At 66.3% G+C, this 19,837-nt stretch carries 16 protein-coding genes and 1 pseudogene; 5 read left to right on the forward strand and 12 right to left on the reverse strand.

Translation table 11 applies throughout. The features are described 5' to 3' along the window. Positions 1-127 (forward strand): annotated as a pseudogene (locus tag ACO2RV_RS09155) (IS5/IS1182 family transposase); the annotation flags it as partial. A gap of 89 nt (positions 128-216) precedes the next feature. On the opposite strand, the gene ACO2RV_RS09160 reads toward ACO2RV_RS09155, so the two are convergent. Continuing rightward, a complete protein-coding gene (locus tag ACO2RV_RS09160; protein ID WP_423292081.1) occupies positions 217-1,107 on the reverse strand; it encodes a VOC family protein in 891 nt (296 codons plus the stop codon). 276 nt (positions 1,108-1,383) lie between these two features. Between ACO2RV_RS09160 and ACO2RV_RS09165 the strand changes: the two genes are divergently transcribed. From ACO2RV_RS09165 to ACO2RV_RS09175, 3 genes are all read left to right on the forward strand, one after another. Continuing rightward, positions 1,384-2,679 (forward strand): adenylosuccinate synthase, encoded by a 1,296-nt coding sequence (locus ACO2RV_RS09165; protein ID WP_423292083.1) that lies wholly within the window; start codon positions 1,384-1,386, stop codon positions 2,677-2,679. Positions 2,680-2,702: 23 nt separating this feature from the next. After that, on the forward strand, positions 2,703-4,121 hold the full coding sequence (locus tag ACO2RV_RS09170; protein ID WP_423292085.1) for a hypothetical protein: 1,419 nt from the start codon (positions 2,703-2,705) through the stop codon (positions 4,119-4,121). 168 nt (positions 4,122-4,289) lie between these two features. Beyond that, complete coding sequence (locus tag ACO2RV_RS09175) at positions 4,290-4,418, forward strand: hypothetical protein (protein ID WP_423292087.1); 129 nt, start codon at positions 4,290-4,292, stop codon at positions 4,416-4,418. Between the two features lie 99 nt (positions 4,419-4,517). On the opposite strand, the gene sucD is transcribed toward ACO2RV_RS09175, so the two are convergent. The 7 genes from sucD to gcl all read right to left on the reverse strand — a co-directional run bounded on the left by sucD (position 4,518) and on the right by gcl (position 12,585). Next, on the reverse strand, positions 4,518-5,414 hold the full coding sequence (gene sucD / locus ACO2RV_RS09180) for a succinate--CoA ligase subunit alpha (protein WP_423292089.1): 897 nt from the start codon (positions 5,412-5,414) through the stop codon (positions 4,518-4,520). Further along, positions 5,414-6,613 carry an ADP-forming succinate--CoA ligase subunit beta gene (sucC, locus tag ACO2RV_RS09185; protein ID WP_423292091.1) on the reverse strand — a complete coding sequence of 400 codons (1,200 nt, stop codon included), beginning with the start codon at positions 6,611-6,613 and terminating at the stop codon, positions 5,414-5,416. The genes sucD and sucC overlap by 1 nt, the downstream gene beginning before the upstream one ends. Before the next feature lie 112 nt (positions 6,614-6,725). Then, on the reverse strand, positions 6,726-7,499 hold the full coding sequence (locus tag ACO2RV_RS09190; RefSeq protein WP_423292093.1) for a fumarylacetoacetate hydrolase family protein: 774 nt from the start codon (positions 7,497-7,499) through the stop codon (positions 6,726-6,728). Positions 7,500-7,510: 11 nt separating this feature from the next. Continuing rightward, on the reverse strand, positions 7,511-8,488 hold the full coding sequence (locus ACO2RV_RS09195) for a 2-dehydropantoate 2-reductase (protein ID WP_423292095.1): 978 nt from the start codon (positions 8,486-8,488) through the stop codon (positions 7,511-7,513). Positions 8,489-8,916: 428 nt separating this feature from the next. Then, positions 8,917-9,807, reverse strand: a complete 891-nt coding sequence (locus ACO2RV_RS09200; RefSeq protein ID WP_423292097.1) for a 2-hydroxy-3-oxopropionate reductase — start codon at positions 9,805-9,807, stop codon at positions 8,917-8,919. A 48-nt stretch (positions 9,808-9,855) separates the two neighbouring features. Continuing rightward, positions 9,856-10,641, reverse strand: a complete 786-nt coding sequence (gene hyi / locus ACO2RV_RS09205; RefSeq protein ID WP_423292099.1) for a hydroxypyruvate isomerase — start codon at positions 10,639-10,641, stop codon at positions 9,856-9,858. A gap of 180 nt (positions 10,642-10,821) precedes the next feature. After that, positions 10,822-12,585 carry a glyoxylate carboligase gene (gene gcl / locus ACO2RV_RS09210; protein WP_423292101.1) on the reverse strand — a complete coding sequence of 588 codons (1,764 nt, stop codon included), beginning with the start codon at positions 12,583-12,585 and terminating at the stop codon, positions 10,822-10,824. Between the two features lie 366 nt (positions 12,586-12,951). Between gcl and ACO2RV_RS09215 the strand changes: the two genes are divergently transcribed. Then, a complete protein-coding gene (locus ACO2RV_RS09215; RefSeq protein ID WP_423292103.1) occupies positions 12,952-13,770 on the forward strand; it encodes an IclR family transcriptional regulator in 819 nt (272 codons plus the stop codon). Between the two features lie 401 nt (positions 13,771-14,171). Here the strand turns inward: ACO2RV_RS09215 and frc (ACO2RV_RS09220) are convergent, their stop codons facing one another. From frc (ACO2RV_RS09220) to ACO2RV_RS09235, 4 genes are all read right to left on the reverse strand, one after another. Continuing rightward, positions 14,172-15,422, reverse strand: a complete 1,251-nt coding sequence (gene frc, locus ACO2RV_RS09220; RefSeq protein ID WP_423292105.1) for a formyl-CoA transferase — start codon at positions 15,420-15,422, stop codon at positions 14,172-14,174. Positions 15,423-15,760: 338 nt separating this feature from the next. After that, positions 15,761-17,038 (reverse strand): formyl-CoA transferase, encoded by a 1,278-nt coding sequence (frc, locus tag ACO2RV_RS09225; protein ID WP_423292107.1) that lies wholly within the window; start codon positions 17,036-17,038, stop codon positions 15,761-15,763. 105 nt (positions 17,039-17,143) lie between these two features. Beyond that, positions 17,144-18,883 carry an oxalyl-CoA decarboxylase gene (gene oxc, locus ACO2RV_RS09230; protein WP_423292109.1) on the reverse strand — a complete coding sequence of 580 codons (1,740 nt, stop codon included), beginning with the start codon at positions 18,881-18,883 and terminating at the stop codon, positions 17,144-17,146. Between the two features lie 43 nt (positions 18,884-18,926). Then, positions 18,927-19,652 (reverse strand): GntR family transcriptional regulator, encoded by a 726-nt coding sequence (locus ACO2RV_RS09235; RefSeq protein ID WP_423292111.1) that lies wholly within the window; start codon positions 19,650-19,652, stop codon positions 18,927-18,929. Positions 19,653-19,837: the final 185 nt, after the last annotated feature.

Here is a 19,837-nt window from a genome sequence, read left to right on the forward strand (position 1 = left end):
CTTCAACAAGCTCAAACACTTCAGGGCCGTCGCCACCCGCTACGACAAGCGAGACGACAATTTCCTCGCCTCGATCCAACTCGCATCAATCCGCATCTGGCTGCGAAGTTATGAGTCGGTCACCTAGAGCATTTTCCGGCCGTGCGAAGCGGGGGGATCGATGAATTAATCTGATCGTCGCTCATGCCGGACGGATGGCGCTGGCGAATCCGCCCCTCAGCCCGCCGCGCGCACCAGCACCTTGGTGCCCCATGGGTCGGCGGCCTCGAAACCGCTCGCCGTGGCGGTGACGCTCTCGCCGGCGGCGGCGAGGCGTTCGCGCAGCACGTCCACGTCGCTCGCCTGCGGGAGCAGGACTTCGTAGCGGACGAGGCCGACGCTGTCCTGCGGCGCGGCGTTGCCGCCCCGGCTCTGCCATATGTTCAGCCCGAGATGGTGATGGTAGCGCCCCGCGCTGACGAACAGCGCGCCGGGATAACGGTCGGTGGTGATGTCATAGCCGAAATGCTCGACATAGAAGCGCCGCGCCCCGGCGAGGTCGCCGACCTGCAGATGCACATGGCCGACGCGCGTGCCGGCCGGCAGCGGGGCGTCGAGCGGAACGCCTGCGGGCGCTTCAGTCAGCAGGCCGCGGCCGTCGAGGTGATCGGTCGCCATTTCCACCGTGCCGCCCTGCCAGCGCCATTCCGACGCAGGGCGGTCGCGGTAGATCTCGATGCCGTTGCCGTCGGGATCGTCGAGATAGAGCGCTTCGCTGACGATGTGGTCGGAGGCGCCGAGGCGCACCTGCTGCGCGACCAGCCGGCGCAGCACAATGGCGAGCGCGGGGCGGTCGGGGACGAGGATGGCGACATGGAACAGGCCGGTCGTGCCGCGCGGGCGCGGGCGGGCATCGGGCTTTTCCTCCAGCTCGATCAGCGCCTCGCTGCCCACCCCAAGCCGAACGGTGCCCTCCGCATCGGTGCCGAGCAGCGCCAGACCGACCGTGCCGGTATAGAAGGCGATCGAGCGGGCGGCATCGCGCACGCGCAACCGCACCGCGCCCATGGCGAGACCGGCCGGCAGGCCGGCAGTGGAGGGGACGACATTCGGGCTGGTGACGGTCATGTGGACATCTCCGCGGCGCAGATATTGTGTCACATAGGTCCGCCGGGGCGGCGCAAAGGCAAGGCCCGGCTGGTTGCAGCGCTGCAATATCGTCCTGTCGCCGGCGCCGCCGGTCCCACGCGGGCGCGGTGTGACGGGGCTGCGACGGACAATTCCTTGCCTGACCCGGATCGATCCCTTAAGAGGTTGCAGCCCCGGTCGGACAGCTTCGCCGGGGTTTTCTCTGTGCGGGCACAGCAAGGTGGTGTCTGCACGACGCAATCAGGAGCTTGGCTCGTGGCGAATGTGGTCGTCGTCGGTTCCCAGTGGGGCGACGAGGGTAAGGGCAAGATCGTCGATTGGCTCAGCGAGCAGGCGGACGTCGTGGTCCGCTTCCAGGGCGGGCACAATGCCGGTCATACGCTGGTCGTCGGCAACAACACCTACAAGCTGTCGCTGTTGCCGTCGGGCCTCGTGCGCGGCGCGCGCCTCTCGGTGATCGGCAACGGCGTGGTGCTGGACCCGTGGGCGCTGATGGACGAGATCGGCCGCATTCGCGGGCAGGGCGTCGAGGTGTCGCCAGAGCGTCTGCGCGTCGCCGAGAACGTCTCTCTCATCCTGCCGCTGCACCGCGAACTCGACGCCATCCGCGAGAATGCCGCCGCCACCGGCACCAAGATCGGCACCACCAAGCGCGGCATCGGCCCCGCTTATGAGGACAAGGTCGGCCGGCGCGCCATCCGCCTCGTGGACCTTTCGTACCCCGACACGCTGGCCGAGAAGATCGACCGGCTGCTGGCCCATCACAATCCGCTGCGGCGCGGTCTGGGCATCGAGGAAGTCGATGCCGCCAAGCTGCGCGCCGAGCTGCTCGAGGTGGCGCCGAAGGTGCTGCCCTTCATGGACCGCACCTGGGCGCTGCTCGACGACGAGCGCCGGCACGGCTCCAAGATCTTGTTCGAGGGCGCGCAGGGCGCGCTGCTCGACGTGGACCACGGCACCTATCCCTTCGTGACCTCGTCCAACACGGTGGCGTCGCAGGCGGCGACGGGTTCGGGCCTCGGCCCGGGCGCGATCGGCTATGTGCTCGGCATCACCAAGGCCTACACGACGCGCGTCGGCGAAGGCCCGTTCCCCTCGGAGCTGCATGACGAGATCGGCCGCAAGATCGGCGAGCGCGGCCATGAGTTCGGCACCGTGACCGGGCGTCCGCGCCGCTGCGGCTGGTTCGACGCGGTGCTGGTGCGCCAGACCGTGCGTACCTCCGGTATCAACGGCATCGCGCTGACCAAGCTCGACGTGCTGGACGGCTTCGACGAGCTGAAAGTGTGCACGCGCTACAAGCTCGACGGGCAGGAGATCGACTATTTCCCCGCCGGCCAGGATGCGCAGGCGCGGGTCGAGCCGATCTATGAGAGCATCGAGGGCTGGAGCCAATCCACGGCGGGGGGGCGCTCCTGGGCGGACCTTCCGGCCGAGGCGGTGAAATATGTCCGTCGAATCGAGGAACTGATCGGGTGCCCCGTCGCGTTGCTGTCCACCAGCCCCGAACGCGATGATACCATCCTGGTACAGAATCCCTTCGAATCGTGAACGGCGAACCGAACCGCTAGCGCATGGCCGACTATTATCCGCTTCTCGCACGCGCCATCGGCGGACTTCCGGACAAGTCGGAAGCCGGCCGCAAGGTCGTCTATGAGCGCGCGCGCCGCGCGTTGCTGACACAGCTGCGTGGCGCGGAGCCGCCGCTCAGGGATGAGGATATCGCGCGCGAGCAGCAGTCGCTGGAAGAGGCCATCCTGCGGCTCGAGCGCGACTATGGCGACGCCTCCGAGGCCGAGGCGGAGTTCGACTTCGCACCCCGCGAGCCGGAGGAGCCCGCGCCCGAGCCGCCGCCGACCTATGCGCCGGCGCCTGCCGAGCCGGCGGCCGAGCCGCAGCCTGCCGCGCCGCCACTCTTCTCGTCCCGCGCGCCGGTGCGCGACGATGACGACGATTATGTCAGCGGGATCAGCATCTCTCGCCCCGAGCGCGACCAGTGGTCGGGCGGAGGCACCCGCCTTTCGTCGACCGATGCGTTCGCCGCCCTGCATCGTGGGACGGACACGGAGAACGAGGCGACCTCCGATATTGGCGAGACCGGCGAGCATCACCCGGCGAGCGTCGATGAGCCCGCGCGCTCGGGCGGTCGTGGCCGGCTGATCGGTATCGCGGCCGTCGGGCTGCTGCTCGTGGCCGGCGTCGCCGTCGGGTTCACCCAGCGCGCCACCATCATCGGCTGGATGAACGGCCTGTCGTCGCCCGCGCCGCAGACCGCCCGCGCGCCCGTTTCGGCGCAGCCCGAGGTGAGCAAGTCGACCGATCGCATCGCGCAGGCGCCGTCGGACGGCACCACCAACGGCGCCCAGGCGCCGGCGGCCCAGCCAACGGTGCCGCAAGGCCAGCCGCAGAGCCTCGATGTCGCGCAGCGCGCGGTGCTGTTCGAGGAGAGCGCCGGCGGCGGCGACCAGGGCCTGCAGCAATATGTCGGCAACGTGCTCTGGAGCACCGAGACCTTCCGTCCCAGCGCGGGCGGGGAGCCGGATATCGGCATCCGCGCCGTCGTCACCATTCCCGACCGCAACATCAAGGCGACGCTGCGGCTCCGGCGGAACCAGGATCCGAGCATTCCCGCCTCGCACATCGTCGAGGTGCAGTTCGACCTGCCGCCGAATTTCGATCTCGGCGCGGCCTCGAATGTCCCCGGCATGCGGGCGAAGTCGTCCGAAGGCGCGCAGGGCGTGCCGCTGACCGGACTGGCGGTGCGCGTGGCGCCGGGCTATTTCCTGATCGGCCTTTCCTCGCTGGAAACGGACCGGCAGCGGAATCTCAGCCTGCTGATCACCCGCAATTTCCTCGACATTCCCGTCGTCTTCGAGAATGGCCGGCGTGCCATCCTCGTGCTGGACAAGGGGCTGCCCGGCGACCAGGCGTTCCGCCAGGCGTTCATGGCCTGGGGGCTTCCGGTTCCCGCGCAGACGCAGCCCCAGCCCTGACCTGACAGGCACTTTCCGCCCGCGCTGAAACCGGCCGGCCGCTCCTTCGCGCACGCGCGGAGGGACGGCCATGCATTTTATGCAATGCCGGTTTCTGGTATTAGGTATACCAAGTACCCGATGGCTCCGTTACGTTGCACCGCAACAGATGGAGATCGGAGACTGCGCATGTTCGAGACGGTGTTTCCCATCCTGCCGCTGCTCATCGTGTGCCATGCGTGGATGACGATCATGATCGCCGAGACGCTTGGCAATGAAGAGATCGCGGCGCTGCCGCCGGAGTGCTACCCGGCGTGACGCTGGCCTGCCGGCCATGTGCCGGCGCCTTGCCTGAAACAGAAAAGCCCCGCGCCAGTCTCCCGGCGCGGGGCTTTCTTTTTGCAGTGCAGCAGGCGATCAGGCGGCGACGCGCTTGTTCAGCACGTCGACCAGCGTCTTGCCGAGGCGCGCCGGCGAGGGCGAGACCACGATGCCGGCCTCTTCCATCGCCGCGATCTTGTCCTCGGCGCCGCCCTTGCCGCCGGAGATGATGGCGCCGGCATGGCCCATGCGGCGGCCGGGAGGGGCGGTGCGGCCGGCGATGAAGCCGACCATCGGCTTCTTGCGGCCGCGCTTGGCCTCGTCCTTGAGGAACTGGGCCGCTTCTTCCTCGGCCGAGCCGCCGATCTCGCCGATCATCACGATCGACTCGGTGGCGTCGTCGGCGAGGAACAGTTCGAGCACGTCGATGAACTCGGTGCCCTTCACCGGATCGCCGCCGATGCCGACCGCGGTGGTCTGGCCGAGGCCTTCCTGCGAGGTCTGGAACACCGCCTCATAGGTCAGCGTGCCGGAGCGCGAGACGACGCCGACCGAGCCCTTCTTGAAGATGTTGGCCGGCATAATGCCGATCTTGCACTCGCCGGCGGTGACGATGCCGGGGCAGTTCGGGCCGACGAGGCGCGACTTGGAGCCGTCGAGCGCGCGGCGCACCTTCACCATGTCGAGCACCGGGATGCCCTCGGTGATGCAGACAATGAGCGGGATTTCCGCCGCGATCGCCTCGCAGATGGCGTCGGCCGCGCCCGGAGGCGGCACGTAGATCACCGAGGCGTCGGCCCCGGTCTTCTCGCGCGCCTCGGCGACGGTGTCGAACACCGGCAGGCCGAGATGGGTGGTGCCACCCTTGCCCGGCGTGGTGCCGCCAACCACCTTCGAGCCATAGGCCAGCGCCTGCTCGGAGTGGAAGGTGCCGTTCTTGCCGGTGAAGCCCTGGGTGATGATCTTGGTTTCTTTGGTGATGAGAACGGACATCAGACGGCTCCCTTCACGGCCTTGACGATCTTCTGGGCGGCATCGTCGAGATCGTCCGCCGGGATGACGTTGAGCCCCGATTCGCGGATGATCTGTTTGCCTTCCTCGACATTTGTTCCCTCGAGGCGCACCACCAGCGGGACCGAAAGGCCGACCGTCTTCACCGCGGCGATGACGCCGCGCGCGATGACGTCGCACTTCATGATGCCGCCGAAGATGTTGACGAGGATGCCCTTCACCTGCGGATCGGAGGTGATGATCTTGAACGCCGCCGTCACCTTCTCTTCCGTGGCGCCGCCGCCGACGTCGAGGAAGTTCGCCGGGCTCTCGCCGTAGAGCTTGATGATGTCGAGGGTCGCCATGGCAAGGCCGGCGCCGTTGACCATGCAGCCGATCGTGCCGTCGAGCGCGATATAGGCGAGGTCATACTTCGAGGCCTCGATCTCCTTGGCGTCCTCCTCGGTCTCGTCGCGCAGGGCGACGACGTCCGGGTGCCGGTAGAGCGAGTTCGAATCGAAGGAGATCTTGGCGTCGAGGCACTTCAGCTTGCCGTCCTTGGTGACGACCAGCGGGTTGATCTCCAGCATCGCCATGTCCTTGCCGACGAAGGCGGCATAGAGCTTGGTGACGAGGTCGCCCGCCTGCTTGGCGAGGTCGCCGGACAGGCCGAGCGCCTTGGCCACGGTGCGGCCGTGATGCGGCATCACGCCGGTCGCGGGATCGACCGCGAAGGTGTGGATCTTCTCGGGGGTCGAGTGGGCGACTTCCTCGATGTCCATGCCGCCTTCGGTCGAGACGACGAAGGCGACGCGCGAGGTGGCGCGATCGACCAGGGCGGAGAGGTAGAACTCCTTGTCGATGTCGGAGCCTTCCTCGATGTAGACGCGGTTGACCTGCTTGCCGGCGGGGCCGGTCTGGATGGTCACCAGCGTCTTGCCCAGGATCTGCTTGGCGTTGGCGGCGGCCTCGGCGGCGGACTTGACGACGCGCACGCCGCCCTTCTCGCCGGCATCGGCCTCCTTAAACTTGCCCTTGCCGCGTCCGCCAGCGTGGATCTGGCTCTTCACAACCCACACGGGGCCGGCGACCTGCGCCGCGGCGGCATCCGCGTCGGCCGCATTCAGAATCGCAACGCCACTGGGCACCGGGACCCCGAATTCGCGGAGCACTCCCTTAGCCTGATACTCATGGATGTTCATTAATCCCGCTCCTCCACAACCGGACGGCCGGGAGCGCACGGGGCAAAGAGCCCAGGGCACTCCCGTCGATTGGCGTATCCTATTTCCCTATAGGCGCTAGCGCGCCGGGGCGCTACTGCACGAAAGTGTTGCTGAGCGTCCCGATGCCCTCGATCACGATTTCCACCGCGTTGGAGGGATCCTTCATGGTGCCGACGCCGACCGAGGTGCCGCAGCAGATCACGTCGCCGGGATTCAGCGTCATGTCGTGCGAGATGCGGCTCACCAGCTGATGGGCCGAGAACACCATGTCGCTGATCGGGTAGTTCTGGCGCTCCTGCCCGTTCAGCACCGTGCGCACGGCGAGCGTAGCCGGATCGACATCGGTCGCGACGACCGGGCCGAAGGGGCCGAAGCCGTCGAAGCTCTTGGCGCGCACCCACTGGGCGAAGGTGGCGTCCTTGTTGATGATGTCGGCGGCGGTGATGTCGTTCACGCAGGTGTAGCCGAAGATGTAGTCGCCGGCCTCGTCCTCGGAAACGGCGGTCGCCGTCTTGCCGATGACGATACCGAGCTCGCCCTCATAGACCACCTTGCCGTCATAGGAGGACGGACGGCGGACGGTGGCGCCCGGGCTGGTCAGGCTGGAGCCGGCCTTGAGCAGGTAGAGCGGATCGGCCGGCACCGGCGAGTTGAGCTTGGCCGCCAGCGCATGGAAGTTGTTCCACAGGGCGATGACCTTCGTCGGTTCGGTCGGCGCGAGCAGCGCGACGTCGGAGAGCGCGATGCGCTCTCCGGTCGGCTGGGCGCCATTGAACATGTTGCCGGTGTGGACGGTGATGGTGTTGCCGTCGAGCGTGCCGAAACCGGTCGCGCCCGCGCGGCTGAAACGAACCCAATGTGCCATTTTGCCGGAACTCAATTGTAGCAGCCGGCGATCTGGGCGCGTTGACGCACCAGGGCGAGCACGATGTCGATGGTCGGGGTGGGGATGCCGGCGAGGCGGCCCATTTCCTGAACCACGGTGACGAGCGGGTCGATCTCCATGGCGCGCGACCGCTCCAGGTCCTGCAGCATGGAGGTCTTGTGCGCGCCGACCGCGCCTGCGCCATCGATGCGGCGTTCGACGCCGACGCGGAAGTTCACGCCCGACTGGACCGCGATCTCCTGCGCTTCCAGCATCATCGCCTTGGCGACCGCACGGGTGCCGGGATCGGAGGCGATGGTGTCGAGGGTGGCGTGGGTGAGCGCGCTGATCGGGTTGAAGCAGAGGTTGCCCCACAGCTTCAGCCACAGCTCGTCGCGGATATTCGGCAGCACCGGCGCGCGCAGGCCGCCGGCGGCGAACGCCTCGGACAGCTTGGTGACGCGATCGGTGATCTCGCCCGAGGGCTCGCCGAGAGGGAACTTGTCGCCATAGACGTGCTGGATGACGCCCGGCGCCACGACCTCGGTCGCGGGATAGACGATGCAGCCGATGGCGCGCTCGGGGCGCAGGCCGGCCCACTGCTTGCCGCCCGGATCGACGCTTTCCAGCGTGCGGCCTTCGAGCTGGTCGCCGTGCTTGTAATAGTACCAGTAGGGCACGCCGTTGACGGCGGTGACGACGGCGGTGTCGTTGCCGAGCAGCGGCTGCATGGCGTCGACCACGCCGGGCACCGAATGGCCCTTCAGCGCGACGATCACGTAGTCCTGCGGGCCGAGTTCGGCCGGATTGTCGGAGCACGGAATGTGTTCGACCCGCTCCTCACCGTCGATGAGCAGCTTCAGGCCGTTCTTCTTCATGGCTTCGAGATGGGCGCCGCGCGCGACAAGGCTGACGTCGACGCCGGCGCGCTTCAGCTGCACACCGACATAGCCGCCGATGGCGCCGGCACCATAGATGCAGACCTTCATTGGACTCCCTCCTGCTTCCCTGCGGGCCCCCGCGGCCCACGGTGCTTTATTGGTATTTTGTATGCCATGATCAGGGACGATGCGGCCCTAGTCAAGAGCTATGTGTTGGGCGTGATAATACGTCGCGCATATTTGGCCGCTTCGCGCATGGCGCGGGGCGTGTTTGCGACGCATGAGCCAAGTTACGTCGACAAATGGTGTTTTGTCCACGGTGTATAGACCAGAACAATTGTCTCGCCGTAGACGCAAAAGACTACACAGGCAGTGCAATTCATATCGGGAAGCAATGCTTACTGTTCTTCGGAAACAGTTCGGGGGCGCTTTTGGCGCCCCCGAAAGTCGATCAGATCATTGGATCGGTCTATCGTTCCCCGTGGCCCGATCCGCCGGCCTGCGGCCGTCCCGGACGGGAGGGAGGAACGGCCGGCTCACGCCTCGGGCGTGACGGTGTGGTTTGCGAGCAGTTCCAGGGCCTTGACCAGCGCGGAGTGGTCGAGCGCGGCGCCGCCATGGGCCGCGACCGAGGAGAACAGCTGCTGCGCCAGCGCGGTGGACGGCAGCGACATCTGCAACTGCCGCGCGCCGGTCAGAGCGAGGTTCAGGTCCTTCTGGTGCAGCTCGATGCGGAAGCCGGGATTGAAGGTCCGCTTCACCATGCGCTCGCCATGCACTTCCAGGATGCGCGAATTGGCGAAGCCGCCCATCAGCGCCTGCCGCACCTTGGCCGGGTCGGCGCCGGCCTTGGAGGCGAACAGCAGCGCCTCGCCGACGGCGAGGATGTTCAGCGCCACGATGATCTGGTTGGCCACCTTGGTGGTCTGGCCGTCGCCATTGCCGCCGACCAGGGTGATGTTCTTGCCCATCTTCTCGAACAGCGGCTTGACCGTCTCGAAGGCCTTTTCCGGGCCGCCGACCATGATGGTGAGCGAGGCGGCCTTGGCGCCGACCTCGCCGCCCGACACCGGGGCGTCGAGATAGTCGCAGCCGAGCGCGTTGATCTTCGCCGCGAATTCCTTGGTCTCGACGGGGGCGATCGACGACATGTCGACCACGATCTTGCCCGCCGTCAGACCCGCCGCAATCCCGTTCTCGCCGAACAGCGCGGCGGCCACATGCGGGGTATCCGGCACCATGGTGATGATGATGTCGGCATTCTTCGCCACCTCGGTGCCGGTCGCGCAGGCGACGCCGCCCTTGCCCGTCAGCTCGGCGGGCACCGGCTTGATGTCATAGAGATAGAGCGTGTGGCCCGCGTCGATGAGGTGGCCGGCCATGGGCGTGCCCATGATGCCGAGACCGACAAATCCAACCTTTGCCATCGTCTTTTCCTCGTTTTCCTAGATTGAGTTTCTTGGGGCGCCGCGACGTCACGCCGCGCCGGTGAGGGCCTTGAGCCAGCCGAGGCCGGCAACGGTGTCGCCCTTGGGCTTGTATTCGCACCCGACCCAGCCGGCGTAGCCGATCGCGTCGAGATGGCGGAACAGGAACTCGTAATTGATCTCGCCGGTGCCCGGCTCGTTGCGGCCGGGATTGTCGGCGAGCTGGATATGCGCGATGGCGGCCAGGTTGGCCTCGATGGTGCGGGCGAGATCGCCCTCCATGATCTGCATGTGGTAGATGTCGTACTGGATGAAGAGGTTGTCGGAGCCGACTTCCTCGATGATCGCCTTGGCCTGCTTCGTGTAGTTCAGGAAGAAGCCGGGGATGTCGCGCGTGTTGATCGGCTCGATCAGCAGCTTCAGGCCGGCTTCCTTGATGCGCGGCGCGGCATATTTCAGGTTCTCGACAAAGGTTTTGTGCAGCACCTCGCGCTCGACCCCGGCCGGGGCGATGCCGGCGAGGATGTTGACCTGCGGGCAGCCCAGCGCGGTGGCGTAGGCGATCGCCTTGTCGACGCCGGCGCGGAACTCGTCCACGCGGTCGGGCAGGATGGCGATGCCGCGCTCGCCGCCGCCCCAATTGCCGGCCGGCAGATTGTGCAGCACCTGCTTCAGGCCGTGGGCCTTGAGCTTGGCGACCAGTTCCTCGGCCGGGAAATCATAGGGGAAGAGGTATTCGACTCCGGCGAAGCCGGCCTCGGCGGCCTTCTCGAACCGGTCGAGGAAGGGCACCTCGTTGAACAGCATGGTGAGATTGGCGGCAAAACGGGGCATGGACCGCTCCTAGGCAGGGACAGGATTATGGGACGCGGGGCGCGCTCGCGAGCGAGCGGTCCCGGCGACGGTATGGGCGCACTTTCCTGTCGTTGGCATGAAAGCGCGCGATGACGGAAGCAAAAGCTTCCGACAGCGTTACGGCGGGGACATGCCCCGCCGCGTCACGCTGCTAGCGCCTCACGCATTTTCCTTGGTCGGCAGCGGCAGGTCGAGCACGTCCTCGAACTCGTTGACCGCGTCGATCTCCACGCCCATGGCGATGTTGGTGACGCGCTCGAGGATGAACTCCATCACCACCGGCACCTGGTGCTCCTTCATCAGCGCCTTGGCGCGGGTGAAGGCGTCCTTGAACTCGTTCGGCGAGGAGACGCGCACCGCCTTGCAGCCGAGGCCCTCGGCCACCGCGACATGGTCGACACCGTAGCCGGCATTCTCGGCCGCGTTGATGTTGTCGAACGCGAGCGACACCTCGAAGTCCATGTTGAAGCCGCGCTGCGCCTGGCGGATCAGCCCGAGATAGGAGTTGTTCACGACGACATGGATGTAGGGCAGCTTGTGCTGGGCGCCGACCGCCAGCTCCTCGATGAGGAACTGGAAGTCATAGTCGCCCGACAGCGCCACGATCTCCGCATCCGGATCCGCCGCGCGCACGCCGAGCGCCGCCGGCAGGGTCCAGCCGAGCGGGCCGGCCTGGCCGCAATTGATCCAGTTGCGCGGCTTGTAGACGTGCAGCATCTGCGCGCCGGCGATCTGGCTGAGGCCGATGGTCGAGACGTAGCGGGTGTCGCGGCCGAAGGCTTCGTTCATCTCCTCATAGACGCGCTGCGGCTTCAGCGGAACGTTGTCGAAATGCGTCTTGCGCAGCATGGTCTGCTTGCGCGCGAGGCATTCCGCCGCCCATTCGGAACGGTCCTTCAGCTTGCCGGCCGCCTTGTATTCCCTGGCCACCTCGATGAAGAGGTCGAGCGCGGCGCCGGCATCCGAGACGATGCCGAGATCGGGGCCGAAGACGCGGCCGATCTGGGTCGGCTCGATGTCGACATGGATGAATTTGCGGCCCTTGGTGTAGACGTCGACCGAGCCGGTGTGGCGGTTCGCCCAGCGATTGCCGATGCCGAACACGAAGTCCGACGCCAGCATCGTGGCATTGCCGTAGCGATGCGAGGTCTGCAGGCCGCACATGCCGGCCATCAGGTCGTGGTCGTCGGGAATGGTGCCCCAGCCCATCAGGGTCGGGATGACCGGCACGCCGGTGAGTTCGGCGAACTCGACCAGCTTGTCCGACGCATCGGCATTGATGATGCCGCCGCCCGAGACGATGAGCGGGCGCTCGGCCTCGTTCAGCATGGCAATGGCCTTCTCGGCCTGCTTGCGCGTCGCCTTCGGCTTGTAGACTTCGAGCGGCGCGTAGGTGTCCTCGTCGAACTCGATCTCGGCGAGCTGAACGTCGATCGGCAGATCGATCAGTACCGGGCCCGGACGGCCCGAGCGCATGACGTGGAACGCCTGCTGGAACACCATCGGCACCAGCGCCGGCTCGCGGACCATGACGGCCCATTTGGCGACCGGCTTGGCGATCGATTCGATGTCGACCGCCTGGAAGTCTTCCTTGTAGAGGCGCGCGCGCGGCGCCTGACCGGTGATGCACAGGATCGGGATCGAATCGGCGGCGGCCGAATACAGGCCGGTGATCATATCGGTGCCGGCCGGGCCGGAGGTGCCGATGCACACGCCGATATTGCCGGCCTTGGCGCGGGTGTAGCCCTCGGCCATGTGCGAGGCGGCCTCGACATGGCGTGCCAGCACATGGCGCGTCTTGCCGTGGGCGCGCATGGCGGAATAGAGCGGATTGATCGCGGCACCCGGAACACCGAAAGCGGTGGTCACGCCTTCCTTCTCGAGAATGCGGATCGCGGCATCGACGGCACGCATCTTGGCCATGGCACTTCCTCCTGGCGACATTGTCGCCGGCATGGGCATCACCCCTGCTTGGGGGCTGGCGGTGCCCGCACCGGCCTTCGAACCTGTACAAATCTCCGGTTCCGGTTGCCGCCGGCATGTGTGGACGCGCAAGGCGCCATGCTGCAGGGCGGCATCATTCTTCCCGCAGTTCGGGATGAATTTCCGAAATCGAGGAAAACATGCCACGCCCCGATGATTTCCGCAATATGGGATGTATTTCTGGTTTGCGAAAAAATACGAGATGCGCCTTTATGCTAAGGCGAGCTCCGGACCGGCCGATGGCATAACCAATAAGGCAGGCGAGCGGAGCGGCGCGGGATGGAAGACGCTAGGGATGAAATGCCGATGACCGACGTCGTCTCGACGACACGCCGCCGTGGCCGCCCGTCCTCCGGTGGCGGCACCGAGACGGGCGGGGAGGTGCAGTCGCTGGATCGCGCCATCGCGCTGCTGGAGGTGCTGGCGCAGTCCGACGGGCTGACGCTGAGCGAGGTGGCACGTTCCGCCGAACTGCCGACGTCGACCGTGCATCGCCTGCTGACCACGCTGGAGCGGCGCGGCCTGGTGGGGCATGACCCCTCGACCGGCCACTGGATGGTCGGGCTCGGGCTGTTCCGTGTCGGCTCGGCCTATTTGCGCATCCGCAAGCTGCCGGAGATTTCCCGCATGCTGCTGCGCGAGCTGTCCCATGGCGTGAACGAGACGGTGAACCTGTCGCTGATCGAGGGGCCGCAGCTGATCTGCGTCGCGCAGGTGGAAAGCCATGCGGCGGTCCGCGCCTTCTTCCGCATCGGTGGCGCGCTGCCGATCCACGCCTCCGGCGGTGGCAAGGCGATCCTGGCGGCGATGAACCCGGACGCGCGTCGCGCCTGGTTAGGGGGCGACCAGTTGCAGCGCTTCACCGAGCACACCCATGTCAGCCGGCGCGCCTTGCAGGCCGACCTCGCGGACATCGCCGAGCGCGGCTATTCCATCGACGACGAGGAGCACACGCCCGGCATGCGCTGCGTGGCGGCGGCGGTGCTGGACGAATGGCGCGAGCCGGTGGGGGCGATCTCCATCTCCGCCCCGACCGTGCGCATGTCGCCCGAGCGCATCGTCGACCTCGGCGCGCAGGTGAGGGAGGCCGCGCGGCGGCTGACCACGCGCTATTCGGGGCTGTGAGGGCTGCCTGTTCGCCACCTCCTGGCCCCCGTCTTCGTCTTCCCCATAGCCGTCATCCCGGCCACGCGCAGCGCAGAGCCGGGATCGTGCGCAGGATAAGGCCACTTTACCTTCACGCGATCCCGGATAGGGCCCGACGGCCCTTCCGGGATGACGACCTGTTTTGGGTGGCGAGCGGTCATCAAAAAAAATGCCGGCGCCCTGCTCTCCAGGTTCGCCGGCATCAGTCGCCTAGGAGGAACCGAACGTCGGGGAATCCCTTCGTCCTGCTCCGGGAGGCTCGGAGGGCCGTTCCCGCCCGTCGCCGGCGACGCCGTACGATTGGGATCGGGTAGGCCAAACCTGCCGCGGGACGCCCCGCGGGGAGGGCGGCGCGCCCGGCGCCGCCCCGTATCAATAGATCACACCGCCTTGGCGTCGTGCAGGGCGGAGATTTCCTCCTGCGAGTAGCCGAGGTCGGCGAGCACTTCGTTGGTGTGCTGGCCGAGCAGCGGCGAGGCGGTGATCTCGACCTCGACGTCCGAGAACTTGATCGGCGAACCGACGGTCAGGTACTTGCCGAGCTTGGGGTGATCGACCTCGACCACGGTGCCGCTCTTGCGCAGCGACGGGTCGTTGGCGATTTCCTTCATCGACAGCACCGGCGCGCAGGGGATGTCGAACTTGCGCAGGATGTCGATGGCCTCGAACTTCGTCTTGTCGGCGAGCCAGGACTCGATGAAGGCGAAGATGTCGAAGATCTTGTCCTGGCGGGCTTCGGCGGTGTTGTAGGCCGGATCGTCGATCCACTCCGGCTTGCCGAGAGCCTTACAGATCGGCGCCCAGGCATGGCCCTGAATGGTGAAGTAGATGTAGGCGTTCGGGTCGGTCTCCCAGCCCTTGCACTTCAGCACCCAGCCCGGCTGGCCGCCGCCGCCCGCGTTACCGCCGCGCGGAACGACGTCCGAGAACTCGCCATGCGGGTACTGCGGATACTCTTCGAGGTAGCCCAGCGCGTCGAGGCGCTGCTGGTCGCGCAGCTTGACGCGGCAGAGGTTCAGCACCGAATCCTGCATCGACACGGCGACCTTCTGGCCCTTGCCGGTCTTCACCTTCTGGTGGAGCGCGGTCAGGATGCCGATGGCGAGGTGCATGCCGGTGTTGCTGTCGCCGAGAGCGGCGGCCGACACGGTCGGCGGGCCATCCCAGAAGCCGGTGGTGGAGGCGGCGCCGCCGGCGCACTGCGCGACGTTCTCGTAGACCTTCAGGTCCTCATAGGCGTGACCTTCCGAGAAGCCCTTCACCGAGGCGAGGATCATGCCCGGGTTGAGCTCCTGGATGTGCTCCCAGGTGAAGCCCATGCGGTCGAGCGCGCCGGGGCCGAAGTTCTCGACCATGACGTCCGACTCTTTGATGAGCTTGGTCAGGACTTCCTTGCCCTGCGGGGTCTTGGTGTCGAGCGTCAGCGAACGCTTGTTCGAGTTCAGCATGGTGAAGTAGAGCGCGTCCGCGTCCTTGACGTGGCGCAGCTGCGAGCGCGTGACGTCGCCCGCGCCGGGGCGCTCGACCTTGATCACGTCGGCGCCGAACCAGGCGAGAAGCTGCGTGCAGGCAGGACCGGCCTGGACGTGCGTGAAATCGATGATCTTTATACCTTCGAGCGGCTTGGACATCTCGGTCGACTTCCCTTTTCAGCGTTAACAGTCCGGACGGAGGCTCACCCTGCCGCCGGATTGAGCTTTTCCATCCCTCTTGGATGGAAAGCCTTACTTCTCCCCAAGCCCCTGTTCCCCAAGGGAACATGAGGCTACTCCCAGGTGGTGCGTCGACGTGCTGCTTCAACTCGCGAAAACTTCACGACTTCTTTTCGCTCACCCTGGCCTCGCAACCCGCCAGGCGTCGGCGCGATTTGCGCTCGCCGCCCGGCGGTTTGTCTTCTCCGGATGACCGCAGCGCTTCGCGCGGCCTCCGTCTTATCCGCCGACGCTGCCGGGCGTCGGCCGGTTCCAACTCATTCCGCCGCGAGACGAACCGCCTGGCCGACGGCGCCGGAGGCCTTGATGCGCTCCAGCTCCGCATGGCCAAGGCCAAGCACGCCGGCGAGGATCTCCTCAGTGTGCTCGCCCAGCAGCGGCGAGCGCTCCACCTCAACGTCGTTGTCCGACAGCTTGATGGGGTTGCCGACCGTCAGGTACTTGCCGCGCGTGGGGTGGTCGATCTCGACCAGGGTGCCGGTCGCGTAGAGCGACTGGTCCTCGGCGATCTCCTTCATGGAGAGCACCGGGCCGCACGGGATGTCGTACTTGTTGAGGATCTCCATCGCCTCGAACTTGGTGTGGGCCATGGTCCACGATTCGATACGGGTGAAGATCTCGTTGAGGTGCGGCAGGCGCGCGGCCGGCGTGGCATAGGCGGGGTCGGTCTTCCACTCGGGCTCGTGGATGACGTCGCAGATCTTCTCCCAGACCGGAGCCTGGGTGATGAAATAGATGTAGGCGTTGGGGTCGGTCTCCCAGCCCTTGCACTTCAGGATGCGGCCCGGCTGGCCACCGCCCGAATCGTTGCCGGCGCGCGGCACGGCCTCGCCGAAGGGGATGCCCTCGCCGAACTGGCTGTATTCGCGCAACGGGCCGCGCTCGAGGCGCTGCTGGTCGCGCAGCTTGACGCGGCACAGGTTCAGCACCGAATCCTGCATGGCGCACATCACCTTCTGGCCGCGGCCGGTCAGCGTGCGCTGGTAGAGCGCGGTGACAATGCCGAGGGCGAGGTGCAGGCCGGTGCCGGAATCGCCGATCTGGGCGGCGGTGACCAGCGGCAGGCCATCGCGGAAACCGGTGGTGGAGGCGGAGCCGCCGGTGCACTGGGCGACGTTCTCATAGACCTTGCAGTCTTCGAACGGGCCGGGACCGAAGCCCTTCACCGAGGCGAGGATGATGCGCGGGTTGAGTTCCTGGATGCGCTCCCAGGTGAAGCCCATGCGGTCGAGCGCGCCGGGGGCGAAATTCTCGACCATCACGTCGCAGACCTTCACCAGTTCCTCGAGCACCTTCTTGCCCTCGGGGTTCTTGGTGTCGAGCGTGATGGAGCGCTTGTTGGAGTTCAGCATCGTGAAATAGAGGCTGTCCGCATTCGGGACATCACGAAGCTGGGCGCGGGTGACATCCCCCTCGCCCGGACGCTCAACCTTGATCACGTCGGCCCCGAACCAGGCAAGCAGCTGCGTGCAGGTGGGGCCGGACTGAACATGGGTGAAATCGAGGACGCGAACACCGTCCAAAGCCTTTCCCATGGCATTTCCTCTCAAGAGTTTATCGGCGTTTTTCGCCGTTTTTGTTTGGTGCGATAAATGGGGCAGGCGAGGTGGGGAGCCGCTCCCCGCCTGCCCCGGCTGGAATTACTTCTTCTTCACGACGCTCTGCGGATTGAGGCTGCCGATATTGCCGCTCTCGCTGCCGGCGGCCGGATCGATCACGGCATTGATGAGGCTCGGCTTGCCCGAGTTCATCGCCTCGTCGACGGCCTTCTTCAGCTCGTCCGGGGTGGTGACGTTGTAGCCAACGCCGCCGAACGCCTCCATCATCTTGTCGTAGCGCGAACCCTTGACGAAGACGGTGGTGCCGGGATCGCGGCCGGTCGGGTCGGTGTCGAGGCCGCGATAGATGCCGTTATTGTTGAAGATAACGATCGTGACCGGCAGGTCGTAGCGGCAGATCGTCTCGACCTCCATGCCGGAGAAGCCGAAGGCGCTGTCGCCCTCGACCGCCAGCACCGGCTTGCCGGTCTCGACGGCGGCGGCGACGGCGAAGCCCATGCCGATGCCCATCACGCCCCACGTGCCGACGTCCAGGCGCTTGCGCGGCTGGTACATGTCGATGACGCCCCGGGCGAGGTCGAGCGTGTTGGCGCCCTCATTGACGAGGATCGCGTCGGGACGCTCCTTGATGACCTGCTTCAGCGCGCCAAGCGCCGAGTGGAAGTCCATCGGGGTGGAGTTCTTCAGCAGGCGCTGCGACATCTTGGAGATGTTCACTTCCTTGCGCGCCTTGATCTCGTCGAGCCAGGTCGCCGGGGGAGCCTGCCAGCCGGACTTCACGCCGGCGTTGAGGGCCGCGACGACCGAGCCGATATCACCCACGAGCGGGGCGACGATCTCGACGTTGGAGTCCATCTCCTTCGGCTCGATGTCGACCTGGATGAACTTCTTGGGCGCATCGCCCCAGGTCTTGCCCTTGCCGTGCGACAGCAGCCAGTTGAGGCGCGCGCCGATCAAGAGGACGACGTCGGAGTCCTTGAGGACGGTGGAGCGGGCGGCGCCGGCCGACAGCGGATGGGTGTCGGGCAGCAGGCCCTTGGCCATCGACATCGGCAGGAACGGAATGCCGGTGGTCTCGATGAAGGAGCGGATCTCCTCGTCGGCCTGCGCATAGGCGGCACCCTTGCCGAGGATGATGAGCGGCTTCTTCGCCGACTTCAGCACCTCGAGCGCACGGGCCACGGCGGACGGGGCGGGGAGCTGCTCGGGAGCCGCGTCGATCACCTTGACCAACGACTTGGCGCCGGCTTCGGCATCCATCACCTGCGAGAACAGCTTGGCCGGCAGATCGAGATAGACGCCGCCCGGACGGCCCGAAACCGCCGCGCGGATGGCGCGGGCGACGCCGATGCCGATATCGGCCGCATGCAGCACGCGGAAGGCGGCCTTGCACAGCGGCTTGGCGATGGCGAGCTGGTCCATCTCCTCATAGTCGCCCTGCTGGAGGTCGACGATCTCGCGCTCCGAGGAGCCCGAGATGAGGATCATGGGGAAGCAGTTGGTGGTCGCGTTGGCGAGCGCGGTCAGGCCGTTGAGGAAGCCCGGCGCGGAGACGGTGAGACAGATGCCCGGCTTCTTGGTGAGGAAGCCGGCGATGGCGGCCGCGTTGCCGGCATTCTGTTCGTGGCGGAACGAGATGACCCGGATGCCCTCGGCCTGCGCCATGCGCCCGAGGTCGGTGATCGGAATGCCGGGCACTCCGTAGATCGTCTCGATACCGTTGAGTTTCAGCGCATCGATGACGAGGTGGAAGCCGTCGGTGAGCTCCGGCTCGGCATCGGCGGCTGCGTTTACGTCAATAACCTGTGCGACTGCGGACATCCGTTATTCCCTCCCAAACTTTCCTTCGGCGTGTTCTGCCGCCCTAATCTAGGTCTACGTGGCTCTCGACGTGCCGCGCGAGCCGGAGCGTATGGTCGCGAACCAGACGCTCGGCGCGGTCCGCGTCCCGCGCCTCGAGTGCAAGAATGATCTCCTTGTGGTCGGCCGCCGAACGCTGCGCCCGGTCCAGTTCGAAGATCGTGCGGTGGCGGATGGCCCGTACGTGAAAGAACAGGTTCTCCGTCATCGCCGCGAGCAGGCTGGAGCCGCTCAGCCGGATAAGCGCCTGGTGAAACTCGATATTCGCACTTGAATATTCGTCGCACCGATCACGCTCGATCCGGGTCAGATCGAACTCCTTGAACAAATTCCTCAGCTCGGCGATCGCCTCGTCGCTCGCACGCTGCGTCGCGAGGCGGGCCGCCATGCTTTCGAGCGCCGCCCAGGCCTCGATCATCTCGATGATCTCGGCCTTGCTGCGGCGAACCACCATAATTCCCCGCCGGGGCACCGCGCGGAGCAGGCCTTCCTGCTCCAGCATCGCGACCGCCTCGCGGATGGGCGTCCGGCTTGCGCCGAGACGCTCCGAAATATCCCGCTCATCGAGCAGCAACGGCTCTGTCGAGCCGTAGATATTCATGTGGGTGATGGCTTCCTTGAGAGCGGCGTAGGCCTTGCTCTTGAAGCTCTCCTTGGCCGGCAGGCGTTCGATGGTCAGGCCATGATCACCGCTTTGCCAGCGCTTGCTTGCGACTGCCTTGCTGCTCACGGACACTCCTCTGCGGAAGTTCCGCCGGGGATTTCGAGGAAGTTGGCATACCAAATACCAACAGTCAATCCGGATTTCCCCTGTTCCCGGGGCGGTGGCGCTCCCTATTCCCTAGCGTCAGTGACCGCCTAGCCCTTTCTTTTCAAGGCCTTACGAGGGCGTATGCCGACTTACGTATGCAATAT

The organism is Ancylobacter sp. VNQ12, assembly GCF_049445835.1.
Lineage (GTDB): Bacteria > Pseudomonadota > Alphaproteobacteria > Rhizobiales > Xanthobacteraceae > Ancylobacter.